The 12,893-nt window shown below is 58.9% G+C and carries 11 protein-coding genes and 2 pseudogenes; 5 read left to right on the forward strand and 8 right to left on the reverse strand.

Features of this window, described 5'->3' with window-relative positions:
• The first annotated feature begins 171 nt into the window (after positions 1-171).
• Complete coding sequence (locus F6X62_RS20305) at positions 172-720, forward strand: hypothetical protein (protein ID WP_054895558.1); 549 nt, start codon at positions 172-174, stop codon at positions 718-720.
• 20 nt (positions 721-740) lie between these two features.
• Here F6X62_RS20305 and F6X62_RS25465 read toward each other — a convergent pair.
• Positions 741-860: pseudogene (locus F6X62_RS25465) on the reverse strand (lysis protein); the annotation flags it as partial.
• On the opposite strand from F6X62_RS25465, the pseudogene F6X62_RS20310 reads away from it, so the two are divergent.
• Positions 859-1,044, forward strand: a pseudogene (locus F6X62_RS20310) (pyocin activator PrtN family protein); the annotation flags it as partial. The pseudogenes F6X62_RS25465 and F6X62_RS20310 overlap by 2 nt on opposite strands.
• 210 nt (positions 1,045-1,254) lie before the next feature.
• Here the strand turns inward: F6X62_RS20310 and F6X62_RS20315 are convergent.
• The 3 genes from F6X62_RS20315 to F6X62_RS20325 form a co-directional block, all read right to left on the reverse strand.
• Positions 1,255-2,355, reverse strand: coding sequence for a hypothetical protein (locus F6X62_RS20315; RefSeq protein WP_256674054.1), 1,101 nt, complete (start codon positions 2,353-2,355; stop codon positions 1,255-1,257).
• Positions 2,352-3,047 carry a hypothetical protein gene (locus F6X62_RS20320; RefSeq protein ID WP_153774530.1) on the reverse strand — a complete coding sequence of 232 codons (696 nt, stop codon included), beginning with the start codon at positions 3,045-3,047 and terminating at the stop codon, positions 2,352-2,354. Before F6X62_RS20320 ends, F6X62_RS20315 begins: the two co-directional genes overlap by 4 nt.
• Positions 3,048-3,185: 138 nt before the next feature.
• A complete protein-coding gene (locus F6X62_RS20325) occupies positions 3,186-4,307 on the reverse strand; it encodes a tyrosine-type recombinase/integrase (protein WP_153774531.1) in 1,122 nt (373 codons plus the stop codon).
• Between the two features lie 92 nt (positions 4,308-4,399).
• On the opposite strand from F6X62_RS20325, the gene dusA reads away from it, so the two are divergent.
• From dusA to F6X62_RS20340, 3 genes are all read left to right on the forward strand, one after another.
• Positions 4,400-5,419: a tRNA dihydrouridine(20/20a) synthase DusA gene (dusA, locus tag F6X62_RS20330; RefSeq protein ID WP_153774532.1), complete on the forward strand. Its 1,020-nt coding sequence runs from the start codon at positions 4,400-4,402 to the stop codon at positions 5,417-5,419.
• A 196-nt stretch (positions 5,420-5,615) separates the two neighbouring features.
• Positions 5,616-6,542 (forward strand): transaldolase, encoded by a 927-nt coding sequence (gene tal / locus F6X62_RS20335; RefSeq protein ID WP_063545613.1) that lies wholly within the window; start codon positions 5,616-5,618, stop codon positions 6,540-6,542.
• 203 nt (positions 6,543-6,745) lie between these two features.
• Positions 6,746-8,638, forward strand: a complete 1,893-nt coding sequence (locus F6X62_RS20340) for an alkaline phosphatase D family protein (RefSeq protein ID WP_153774533.1) — start codon at positions 6,746-6,748, stop codon at positions 8,636-8,638.
• Between the two features lie 28 nt (positions 8,639-8,666).
• Here the strand turns inward: F6X62_RS20340 and rssC are convergent, their stop codons facing one another.
• The 4 genes from rssC to F6X62_RS20360 form a co-directional block, all read right to left on the reverse strand.
• Positions 8,667-9,149, reverse strand: a complete 483-nt coding sequence (gene rssC, locus F6X62_RS20345; RefSeq protein ID WP_054894422.1) for an anti-sigma factor antagonist RssC — start codon at positions 9,147-9,149, stop codon at positions 8,667-8,669.
• Positions 9,146-10,330, reverse strand: coding sequence for a two-component system response regulator RssB (gene rssB, locus F6X62_RS20350; RefSeq protein ID WP_153774534.1), 1,185 nt, complete (start codon positions 10,328-10,330; stop codon positions 9,146-9,148). Before rssB ends, rssC begins: the two co-directional genes overlap by 4 nt.
• A 330-nt stretch (positions 10,331-10,660) precedes the next feature.
• The gene (gene mgrA, locus F6X62_RS20355; protein ID WP_153774535.1) at positions 10,661-11,701 is read right to left on the reverse strand and encodes an L-glyceraldehyde 3-phosphate reductase; all 1,041 of its coding nucleotides are present in this window, start codon (positions 11,699-11,701) and stop codon (positions 10,661-10,663) included.
• A gap of 154 nt (positions 11,702-11,855) precedes the next feature.
• Positions 11,856-12,764 carry a LysR family transcriptional regulator gene (locus tag F6X62_RS20360; protein WP_054894425.1) on the reverse strand — a complete coding sequence of 303 codons (909 nt, stop codon included), beginning with the start codon at positions 12,762-12,764 and terminating at the stop codon, positions 11,856-11,858.
• Between the last annotated feature and the right edge of the window lie 129 nt (positions 12,765-12,893).

Consider the following 12,893-nt stretch of genomic DNA (forward strand, 5'->3'; position numbering starts at 1 on the left):
TTATGCAAGTCTTTACTGTATGGATAAACAGGTGTTAGGCTCGCCGCGCTTTGTGCACAAGGCAGGGGCCACGGCTGGACTTGCAGGAAGGGCCTGCGGGTTCGGCGGGCCGGGCTGGATGTTGACGCATCCGCCCGGCTCGCCTCTTTTCACTAGATCAAGGAGCCTCCCGTGGAAGATCAGGTAAAAAAAAATCTAAGGAAACTGAAGTTAGAAACCGCAGAGCTTTTCGGAAAACTAAAAACAGAGATACCGCTGGCTTTGCTCTTGGGGACGTTCCCACTGCTACTGTTTTCCTACTTCAAGCGGGATGTAGACGAGATACTGGGCGGATTATTGGCAATAGGACCATTGGTTTATTACTCAGTTTTTTTGCTGGCCCCTTACGCTCTGGTGCTGATCATCAAGCACACCATCCGCCTCAGCTTCGACTCTACCAGAGAAAAATTAAACTATATCCATTTAATTGTTGACGAAGTCGGTCTTGGCTTCCTAACCATTACGAGAACAGCATTAGGCGCAATTATTGGAATCCTGATCCTACTGCACTTTTCCGACATCATATCTGGCACGCCCAAGCAAATTGCGAACACATATGTCAACGTAGCATTTTTAACGATATTCAACTGCCTTGGAGCGCTAATTAAGGACTGGGCGAATAAAGGAATAAATAGGCCTCTAGAGCGAAACCCTATAAGGCTGGGCAAAAAACTCTACTGACCTCTAAATCTAAAGCTCGCCTATTTTGACAACTCACGAGCATATTGCTGACAGGCTTTCAGGGCAATGATTGCTCGGTCACCTTCGTCGGTGATGGCGATAATTCGCTGAGCATGCGCTCGGTCAAGGTAGGCGCGTACCCCTGACATGTTCCAACGCAAAGTTCTAGCCGGCCAGATCAAGCTACCTATTACCCGCCTTGAGCCAAGCCAGAAGAGCGCCCGAGGCATTCATATTGCTGACCTGGCTTTCTATTTGGATCAGCAGCGGGATGCTGCGCGAAAAGAGTGTGCGCAGCTGAACAAGTCGTTTCGGGGCGCCTAACCGCAAGAGCACACCTCGGCAGGTCAGCTTCTGTCGCACGCCATGACCGCAGTAAACATTCGGCACAGCCAGCCAAATCAACTTGACTACATGTGTCGATAGCCGTCGACATTCGGCGGCTATCAAACCAACGCGGCCTTTGGCGGCGGGCAGCTAACGAGCTGAAGCTATCCTTCGTGCCTACAGGCATAAGCTACACCGTCGGTTCACTCATAGAGAATTGGTTCGAGTTAGACCGAGACTCAACCCACTGGGAAGATTTTCAATCGCAATAAGTGCTAGATTGTCGGTGATGATTCTACCGTCATTTAGCAGAGCGAACGAAGGCACCCAAAGAATTGCTTCTTTATCGAATTCATAGACCATTTGCCGACATACCTTTCCTTGAGCCTTAAGCCGCGAAATTAATAAGGCTGCTTGAGCACCCGCACCTGCTAAAGCATCCATGGCTGCATGAAGCTTTTTTGAATCTTTACCCCTGAATAGAAACGAGACCTGACAATCATCATGATTTGAATGAAAATCAAGTACAGGATTTCGCCTGTCGGCCATTCGAGTGAGTAATTTCCGGAACCAAGCATGTACTCCAGCATATGTGGCCTTACCCGCCTCCGAGGCAACCGCAGTCACAAATGGGTTCCAAACAATGAGTAAGTAGGGCAGTCCAATCCGGATCAACTCTTGTAATGATTCAGCTGCATTGAGGGACAGTTCAGCACGATCGACCTTAATAGGTGAGTCAATCGTCACCTCATCCACCCAGCCTCCATCCACCTCTCTTGAATCTGTCGCAATCTCGATCCACACATCGTCCGGTAAGTTGGGAAGTTTTAGGGGGGACGAAGCGGGTATGCCAACGTCTAAACCCAAATCAAAAAACCTCAAAACCTGGCCCCCAGCATAGAATCCAATCACTGCGGCGACAAATTTCCGGCCGTTGCCATTTTCGAATAGTGCGCCTTCCAGTAGTTGCCCTTTTGGACGACCGGGATCATGATTCTCAAGAAGAGTAAATGGATTACTGTTCACCTTGTCAACCAGCCTTTCTGGATCGACGTCCACCAGCAACTTACCATTTATATCGCATTCATCTGTCCAGATCACTGCGCGAACAATTTTCCCGAACTCCCCCCCCTTGGTGTCGTTATTCCACCTCTTCAACCCACTTAAGTGCAGCAGGTGTTTCTTGAATAAAATCAGACATATGCTTCGCCCCTTCTGATGCAATATGCAAAAAGCCAGATAAACCATATTATAATCGGCCACACCTTCGCGCCCTTCGCTTTGGGATCTGAGAGTTCCGCGCATCATGAGGCAATCACAGCAGACCAACGCAAAAGACAGATAACTGCCGCAAACCCACTCCAGATATAGGGTAACAGATGCTCAGTAGCGTACGAAGTTTTGATACAGAGTTTAATGAGCGAGAGCCATACACACAGACAAATCAGCCAATACGGACAATCACGATCAATCTGGTAAGTTCCAGTGGTTGCAACTCCACCGTCCTTCTCATTTGTTATCACACAGTAAGCATGGATTACCAACACATCCTTCATACCTCTGATGTACCTACGCTTCTCGGATGGATCAGTGAAGCGCTTGCATTCTGAGGTTTCAATTACGCACTTGCCTACCCCACACTTTAAAGCAGAAATGATAGCTCCCTTGCCACGTTCAAGCACCTCTTTTTTAATCGACTGCCTATTAAGCCACAGCATAATATTGCGCAAATAACCGACATAATATCCCTTATACTCTTTCAAGCCCGAATATGACACATCCGGCTGCTGCTGATAAAACCTCAACAATAAATATGCGTTAATTGCAAAAGCGACAAACCAAATGTGCTCGGTATTCCTTCTGAACTCAATTTGGGTGCCTAACACTGACAAGGCTTTTAGGTCCGCCCCAAAAAACCATAGAGCAATGAGCAGGGACGAGAAAGCAAGTAACCAACCGCGAGCTTTTGGGAAAGAGCCTTCATCGAAATCAGAACTCACAGCAACACTCCAGACAGGTTATTAATTATCGCAGTTAGCTCGACGTCTGCCGGGAGCAATCTAGCCGAATACTGGAGAGCTTACAACTGGTCAAGGCGAATACAAAATGGCAACCAAGTTTTTACATTACCCAGCCGACTACACAGCCCGGACGCCAAGTTTAACCGGCGCTTGGATGATCTTATCTAGCCACGCCCATCCCTTATATCGATCACCTCGCCCCCGCAAATGGGTATAACGGCGTAGCGAGTTCCAATCGCGATGCCCGGATACGCTCGACACCCTCGGGATATCCCAATCCATTTCAAACAACCGGCTCACTCCTTCATGGCGAAGGTCATGAAAATGGAGCCCATCTATCGCTACCACCTTACAAGCTCTTGCCCAAGACATGCCGACTGAGTCGGTGTTAAACGGGAAAATCTCAGGACACTGGCGCGGCATGCTTTGCAAAATCTGCCATGCCTCATCCGGCAAATGACACCAGACATCATTGCCGATCTTTTGGCCAGGGTTCTTCAAATCCCGCACCTTTACCGCCTGCCGATGTTCGTCCAAATCCTCCCAGCGGATTCTGGTGATTTCAGCCATCCTCCGTGTTGAGAAGATCGCGAACGCCATCACCTTGGGCATATGAATAGCAGTGGGCCTACGCTTCAGCATCTCGAAGAAATGCTCAAGCACCTTGTCGAGGTCATCCAGTGTCGGACGTCGATCCCGCTCGCGGCTACGCATGTTGTAGCCGAATTGCTTGAGGACAAGACGAGCATCAGGCATAGCTCGCGCGTCGATCTCGTAACCCCACGCTGCCCTGGCCAGCGACAGAACCGACCCAAGGTGCGCCAAGTCATTACCTGCCGTCTGCGGTTTGACTCCACCACCCTCGGGACTCATTCGCCACAATGCGTAGTCGACCAGCACCTGCTGGGTGATATTGGAGTCGACTACGTCAGCGAGGTAGGTTTTCTGGATGGCTCTGAGTGTCTGTCGCTTGGTCACGCCTAGCGGCCGGGCTTTCTCCGCTTCTACCAGGTACCGGTCAATCATCGCCGCAATCGGACGCCCCACACGGTTCGCCCGCTCGATTGCGCCCGGCTCCGACAATTCGGTCTCGCGTCGCTTCGCCCATGCCACAGCCGCCTGTTTGCGGGCGAACGTCTGGCTCTCTTGGTAGACTGTGACCTTGTCGCGGTTGATGCGAATCTGGACGGTGCAGCTGGTGGTGCCATCGGCTTTCTTGCGCAGTCTGATCGTTGCCATAGGGAATTGGTACACGTCTTAGGTCGATTGGTACATTGCACCAAGCGCTTGGTAAAACGCCCCAACCCCCCCGAAAATCGGTACGAAACACGTTGAACGAAAACACAGCAAAACCAAGCTCTAAACCACAAACCACGCGCCCTGAACCCTCCCGCCGGTTCAGCGTTGCACCCATGATGGACTGGACCGACCGCCACTGCCGGTACTTCCTGCGCCTGCTCTCCCAACGCGCCCTGCTCTACACCGAAATGGTCACCACCGGCGCCCTGCTCCACGGCGATGCGGCGCGTTTCCTGCGTCATGACGAGTCCGAGCACCCGCTGGCCCTGCAGTTGGGCGGCAGCAACCCGGCTGAACTCGCCGCCTGCGCTCGTCTGGCGCAGGAGGCGGGTTACGACGAGGTCAACCTCAACGTCGGCTGCCCCAGCGACCGGGTGCAGAACAACATGATCGGGGCCTGCCTGATGGGCCATCCGGCGCTCGTGGCCGACTGCGTCAAGGCGATGCTCGACGCGGTCGAGATTCCGGTGACGGTCAAGCACCGCATCGGCATCAATGGCCGCGACAGCTATGCCGAGCTGTGCGACTTCGTCGGCCAGGTGCACGACGCGGGCTGTCGCAGCTTCACCGTGCATGCACGAATCGCGATCCTCGAGGGCCTGTCGCCGAAGGAGAACCGCGAGGTGCCGCCGCTGCGCTACGAGGTGGCGGCGCAGTTGAAACAGGACTTCCCGGACCTTGAGCTGGTGCTCAACGGCGGGATCAAGACCCTCGATGAATGCCGCGCGCACCTGCAGACCTTCGACGGCGTGATGCTGGGGCGCGAGGCCTACCACAACCCGTACCTGCTGGCCGAGGTGGATCAACAACTGTTCGCCAGCGACGCGCCCGTCGTGACGCGCAGCGAGGCGATGGCGCGGCTGATGCCGTATCTGGTGGCGCATGTGGAGAGTGGCGGGGCCATTCATCACATCACCCGGCATATCCTCGGCCTGGGCCAGGGCTTCCCGGGGGCGCGGCGGTTCCGCCAGTTGCTGTCGGCAGACATTCACAAGGCGGCCGAGCCGCTGAAGGTGGTCGAGCAAGCGGCAGAGTTGCTGGCCGGCCGCTAGGGGAACCCTGGGCGGGGGGGTAGACTCGAAGGGGGAGTCGATGCCCCATCCAGGGGCTGCCATGTGGCCATCGCGGGGCCAGCCCGCGCCCGCATGACGCAGGATAGCCTTAGCCGGTGTTTGGCCTTGAGTGGCCGCCAGGGCTCGGGTAATGTCAAGACACTCACAGGACAGAGCATCAGGACAGAGCACGCCCATGACCTCAAAGCTGGAACAACTCAAGCAGTTCACCACCGTGGTCGCCGACACTGGGGACCTGGATGCCATCACCCGCCTCAAGCCGGTCGATGCCACCACCAACCCGTCGCTGCTGCTCAAGGCCGCGGCCATCTCGGGTTACGCCGACCTGCTCAAACAGGTCAAGGCTGATGCCAAGGGCAACGTCGACCTGGCCTGCGACAAATTCGCGGTGGCCGTGGGCGCGGGCATTCTCAAGGTCATCCCCGGGCGTATCTCCACCGAAGTGGATGCACGCCTGTCGTTCGATGAGCCGGCGTTGCTGAACAAGGCCCGCCAGCTGATCGCCCTGTACGAAGCTGCCGGCATTTCCAAGGATCGCGTGCTGATCAAGCTGGCCTCCACCTGGGAAGGTATCCGCGCCGCCGAGAAGCTGGAAAAGGAAGGCATCCAGACCAACCTCACGCTGCTGTTCTCCTTCGCCCAGGCCCAGGCCTGTGCCGATGCCGGGGTGTTCCTGATCTCGCCGTTCGTGGGCCGGATCTACGACTGGTACAAGAAGAGCACCGGCAAGGAGTACGTCGGCGCCGAGGATCCAGGCGTGCAGTCGGTGACACGCATCTACGATTACTACAAGACCAACGGCTACGACACCGTGGTCATGGGCGCGAGCTTCCGCAACGTCGGGCAGATCGAGCAACTGGCCGGGTGCGATCGCCTGACCATCAGCCCGGAGCTGCTGCAACAGTTGAGCGACGACCAAGGCGAGCTGCCACGCATCCTCAAGCCGGGCAATACCGGCGAAGCCAAGCAAGTGCTGAACGAGAGCCAGTTCCGCTGGGCGATGAACGAGGATGCCATGGCCACCGAGAAGCTGGCCGAGGGCATTCGCCAATTTGCGCGCGACCAGGAGAAGCTCGAGGCGTTGATGGCCGACAAAGGCTGATACATATCCGAGTTGTGGAACGGGCGGGAAGTACTGAGTATTTCCCGCCCGTTTGCGTTTGTGTATTCGAAAAAGAAGCTGCCGGCCTCATCGCGGGGCAAGCCCGCTCCCACAGAAGCATGTGCCCTACCACGGAATAGGTGCTGCTGTAGGAGCGGGCTTGTCCCGCGATTGGGCCGGCAGCCTCCCAACAGATGGAAGCAATGACCACCACCCTCCCCCTAGTTCTCGCTGGCCCCGTACTGCGCCGCCTGGAACCGCAACGCCTGGCCATCTGGCTGGTCGCTTCACGACCACTGAATCCCAAGTTCGTGCTGGACTGCCCGCACGTCGGCAGCCAACTGGAGTGCCAAGTCGTCGCCATCGGCGAACATGCTCATGTACACCTGCTGAACCTGCACTTCGACCAGCCCTTGCCCGAAGATGTGCTGCTGGAGTACGACCTGCACCTGGACAATGATCAGAGCATCGCCGACTGGGCGCCGCACCTGCTGTACCCAGGTGCCAGTCGTCCGAGCTTCGTGTTGCGCAAGCGTATCGATCCATTGCTGCACGGCTCGTGCCGCAAACCCCATCACCCCGCCGCCGACGGCCTGCTCTGCGCCGACCGCCTGCTGCTCGACAACCCACCCCCTGAACAACGCCCGGCACTGCTGATGATGACCGGCGACCAGGTGTATGCCGACGATGTGGCCGGCCCCACCCTCAAGGCCATCCACGGCTTGATCGAACGCCTGAAGCTGTTCGACGAGCCTCTCGACGGCGCGCTGGTCGACAGCGGCCAGGCGCTCTATCGTCATCCCGCCTGCTACTACCATCGCGCCGACCTGCTGCCAGCCCAGCAGGGCAATGAGCCGCTGCGCCGGCGTTTCTTCCGGGGCAAGCGCAAGCCGATCTTCTCGTCGAGCAATGCCGACAATCATCTGGTGACCTTCGCCGAGGTCATGGCCATGTACCTGCTGGTCTGGTCGCCCACACCCTGGACACTGGTGGGGCTGGAGGCGCCCGAAGGGCTCTCTGTCACGCGCCAGCAGCGCTACCAGGACGAACTGCCGCTGATCGAGGCGTTCCGCGACGGCCTGGGCCAAGTGGCGCGCGTCATGGCGCACCTGCCCTGCCTGATGATCTTCGACGACCACGACATCACCGATGACTGGAACCTGTCGGCGCAATGGGAGCAGACCGCCTATGGCCACCCCTTCTCGCGCCGGATCATCGGCAACGCCGTGCTCGGCTACCTGCTGTGCCAAGGCTGGGGCAACGACCCCAAGGGCTGCACAACGCTGGTCGAGGGATTGCAGGCACTGACTGCAAATGCACCGCAGGGCGCACTGGACGGTGAGGCCCTGGATACACTGATCGGTGATCTGCTGCGTTTCCAAGGCTGGCAATACGACCTGCCCAGCGACCCACCGCTACGCGTACTGGACACCCGCACCCGACGCTGGCGCAGCGAACGCAAGCTGAGCAAGCCGTCCGGGCTGCTTGACTGGGAAGCGCTGTGCGAACTGCAGCAGGCCCTGCTCGATCATCCGTCAGCGATCATCGTGTCACCGGCGCCGATTTTCGGGGTCAAGCTGATCGAGACGGTGCAGCGGGTGTTTACTGCACTGGGCTACCCGCTGCTGGTGGATGCCGAGAACTGGATGGCCCATCGCGGCGCCGCTCAGGTGATCCTGAATATCTTCCGCCATTCCCGCACGCCGGGACACTACGTGATCCTGTCCGGGGACGTGCATTATTCATTCGTCTACGAAGTGCTGATCCGTCACCGCCAACGCAGTCCACACCTGTGGCAGGTCACCAGCAGCGGGATCAAGAACACCTTTCCAGTGCGCCTGCTGGATGTGCTCGACCGTCTGAACCGCTGGCTGTACTCACCGCGCTCGCCGCTCAACTGGTTCACCCAGCGCCGATCAATGGAGGTGGTGCCGCGCGTGCCAAGCCGAAGCAAGGCCGGGGAGCGGCTGTGGAATGGTGCGGGCCTGGGGCAGGTATTCTTCGACGAGCAGGGGCGGCCGGCGCGGGTTGTCCAGCTGAGTGCCGAGGGCGATGAAGCGACGGAGTTCGTGCGGTGTGGTGAGAGGGACCGCTAGCGGATCCCGGGGCGCCATTGGCGCCGAATCAGGAACGCTCCAGCGCACTCACCAGATCACGAAACGCTTCGCGGTTGGAGTCGTTCAGGCCCATGAGGATCTTGTGCGCCTCCAGCACCTTGGAGCGCACCACTTCTTCGTTCTGATCCTGCGATGGCAAGTCGCTCAGGCAATCCGGGCATGGCAGCGGACGGTCGACGATGTTGAATACCTGGTCGAACCCCATCGACTGCAATAGCCGGGAAATGTCCGGGTTGGTAGTGACCACGGTCGGCAGCAGGCCAACCTTCTGCCGCGACAGGATCGACAGCTTGGCCAGCAGGCCCAGGGTGGTGCTGTCGATGCTTTCGGTTTCGGTCAGGTCGATGACGATGGCCGAGAAATTCAGTGCGGTGAAGATCTTCTCGATCGTCGCATCCAGCGCCGAACACAGGGTCAGGCGCACTTCACCGACGAATTTCAGCACGAAGGTACCGCTCTGCTCGGCGAACTGGATTCTACCGGTACTCATTGAAGGTTCCTGCTCAACACCAATAGGGCGATATCATCCGGCATCTCCCCAAGCGTAGCCAATCCGAATCGTTGGCGCAGCCCGTCCAGGCTGCCCCCCGCGGTCTTGACGATTTCCGGCAAGGCCGCTTCCTTATCTTTGAGTGTATCCCCAGGCAAAAGGTCCAGGATGCCATCGGACATGAGCGTGAGACTGAAGCGCGGCGGCAGCTCGAGCACATGGTCCTGGTAGGTGGCTTCATCGAACAGCCCCACCGGCAGGCCACGGCCTTCCAGATAGCGGGCCTGCCCCGGGGTGTAGAGCACAGGCAGCGGCAAGTGGCCGCCGACGCTGTAGGTCATCAGGCCGGTATCTTCGTCGATCACCCCGCCGACCATGGTCACATGCTTGCCCAGCTTGCAGTTGATCAGGCCACGGTTGATGTGCGCCAACACCTGCGACGGCTTGAACTCGCGCATCTTGCCGTTGCGCTTGAATTCGAACAGCAGGCGGGTGGTCATGAACTTGAGCAGCACGGTGACGAAGGCCGACGACGCGCCGTGGCCGGACACGTCCGCCAGGTAGAAGGCGATGCGGCGCTCGTCGACGCGGAAATAATCGGTGAAATCGCCGGAGAGGTAGAGCGAGGGAATGATCTGGTGGTCGAACGACAGATCGCCCGCAGTCCACGGCTTTTCCGGCAGCATGTTCATCTGCACCTGGCGACCGGCGGTCTGGTCTTCCTGCAGCAGGTGCAGACTGGCTTCCAGCTCCCGGTTGGCAGCTTCGAGCTTGTCGCGGTAACGCTGGTTCTCGAGCACCAGGCGCGAACGGTCGAGCGCACGGCGCACCGAGTGCTCGAGCACGGCAAGGTCTTCCAACGGCTTGATCAGGTAGTCGGCCGCGCCCAGGCGCAAGGCCTCGACCGCATCGCTCATGACGCCCGCACCGGATACCACGATCACGGGCAACTGCGGAGCGTGCTCGGTGATCCGGCGGATCAATTCGAGGCCGCCCATCTGCGGCATGCGCAGATCGCAGATCACGAGGTCGGGCTGGTGTTCTTCGAAGACCTGGAGCCCCTGCTGGCCATTACTGGCCTGGAGGACGCTGAAGCCACTGTCTTCCAGATAGGCGGCGAGGCTTGCACGGACCACGTCGTCGTCATCGATGATCAGCAGCGTTGCACTGGTTTTCTGCATGTGGGCGAACGGCGCCGATTGGTTGGCGTAGCGGACATCGGCAAGGGCGACGGACGGCTACTGGAATACTCTGTGACCACTTCTCTTTGAGGTGTAGGACAAGAAAACCTGTCCGGCAAATCGCAGTGGTGCCCTGTAAGGCGCAGACGGTACTCCCATCCGCGGGGCGTTTCAAGCATACGAGGGTCGAGTTCGATGTGCTAATCACCAGCGGTTATTTGGCAGGGCCGTTTGGCATACGGTTGGGTATAGAAAAGCCCTTGAGCGGCCAGACAATTACAGGATGTAAATGCCTGGCTACTCGCGGGCAGGTCTGGAGAAGATCAGGTTTCAGCGACGACCGATGTGCGACGACACACTCCACAGATCGACACCACCGTCTGTGGCATGACGGTCGATGGCGGACAACTCGTCAGGGGTGAACTGCAGATTGCCCACCGCATCGAGGGAGTCGTCGAGCTGCGCCAGCGTACGTGCGCCGATCAGCGTCGAGGACACCCGCAAATCACGCAGCACCCAGGCGATCGCCATCTGCGCCAGGGTCTGGCCGCGGGCCTGGGCGATGTCGTTGAGGCCGCGGATTCGCGCCAGATTGTCATCGCCGAGCATGCGCGACGGCAGCGAACCACCCCGGGTGGCGCGGGATTCGCTTGGCACGCCCTGCAGATACTTGTCGGTGAGCATGCCCTGGGCCAACGGCGAGAAGGCAATGCAGCCGACTCCCAGATCGTCGAGCGTGCCGAGCAAGCCCTGCTCGATATCGCGGTTGAGCATCGAGTAGTTGGGCTGGTGGATCAGCAGCGGCACGCCTTCAGAAGCCAGGATTGCTGAAGCTTCGCGGGTCAACTCCGGCGAATAGGAGGAGATGCCCACGTACAGGGCCTTGCCCTGGCGGTGCAACTGCGCCAGCGCGCCCATGGTCTCTTCCAGCGGTGTGTCGGCATCGACCCGGTGCGAATAGAAAATGTCGACATAATCCAGGCCCATGCGTCGCAGGCTCTGCTCGCAACTGGCGATCAGGTGCTTGCGCGAGCCGGTCGGGCCGCCGTAAGGGCCCGGCCACATGTGCCAGCCGGCCTTGGTGGAGATCACCAGCTCATCGCGGTAGGCGGCAAAATCCTGAGCCATCCAGCGCCCGAAGTGTTCTTCGGCGGAGCCGGCAGGCGGGCCGTAGTTGTTGGCCAGGTCGAAATGCGTGACACCACGGTCGAAGGCACGGCGCAGCAGGCTGCGGCCGGTCTCGAACTGATCCACGCCGCCGAAGTTCTGCCACAGGCCCAGGGAAATGGCCGGCAGTACCAGGCCGCTGCGCCCAACACGACGATAGGGCATGGCGCCCTCATAGCGACCGGGATCGGCAAAATAAGTCATCAAGTCCACCTCTTGGTCTGGTTACATGCTAGGCAGTGCGCAGCCTGTCGGCGCGACCACCGCTGAATCCATTCAATCAGCAAACGCGCGAACTTCAGACAGAAAAGAACTCAGCGCCATGCTGAACCATTTTCATCATATGGTCAGACTAGGCTCATGAAAGGCCCTGATCGGCTCGAATCAACTCGATCAGCTGACGCAGGGCGGGTGGCGTCTGGCGGCGGCTGGGGTAGTACATCACCAGCGGCTCGTCGCTGGAGGCCCATTGCGGCATCACCACTTCCAGCGCACCGCTGCGCAGCTCTTCGCGCACCCGCATTTCCAGGCAGTACGCCAGGCCCAACCCCGCAACTGCGGTGCCAATGGCCATGTCGCTGGCGTTCAAGCGCAGCGGCCCTGGCCCTTCGATGCGCACCTGCCGTTCTCCGTCACCCAGCTCCCAGGGGTAGACCGAATCGTCGCCGATACGCATCTGGATGCAGCGGTGCTGCATGAGCTCGGCGGGCGATGTGGGTCGGCCGTGCTTGTCCAGGTATGCCGGCGCGCCAACCACAACCCAGCGCAACACGCCGGTCAGCGGGATGGCGATCATGTCCTGGGGCACGGTTGCACCGAAGCGGATGCCGGCATCGAAGCCTTCGGCAACGATGTCGAGCATGCGGTCGTCCATCACCAGGTCGAGGTGCACCTGGGGAAAGCGCGACAGGAACCGATCAAGCACCGGCAGGATCAGCAGGCGCCCGGCGTCATGGGGAATATTCAGGCGCAGGCGACCGACGGGCGCCTTGCGGTGGTCTTCGAGGGCATTGAGGCCGTGGCCGATGGCTTCGAAGCCCTGGGCCAGGGACTGCATGAGGTCACTGCCGGCGGCCGTCAGCGCGACCGAGCGGTTGGTGCGATTGAGCAGGCGGACTTCGAGGCGATCTTCGAGCTTCTTCATCGTATGACTCAACGCCGAGGCGGTCAGTCCGAGCTCGTTGGCGGCATCGACGAAACTGCCGCGACGTGCAATGGTGAAGAATACGTTCAGGTCCGCCAGATCGGAGCGCTTGAATGCCGCCATGGGGCCAGCCACCCTTGAGAATGAGAACGACGGCCATTGTGCCGTCAATCAGGGAGAAGCTGAACGTACGGTGCATCACTTTTCACACTGCGCCAAACGAAGAAGGCGACCCTTGCGATCGCCTTCTTC

The organism is Pseudomonas sp. MNR3A (genome assembly GCF_009650575.1).
Classification (GTDB): Bacteria; Pseudomonadota; Gammaproteobacteria; order Pseudomonadales; family Pseudomonadaceae; genus Aquipseudomonas; species Aquipseudomonas machongensis.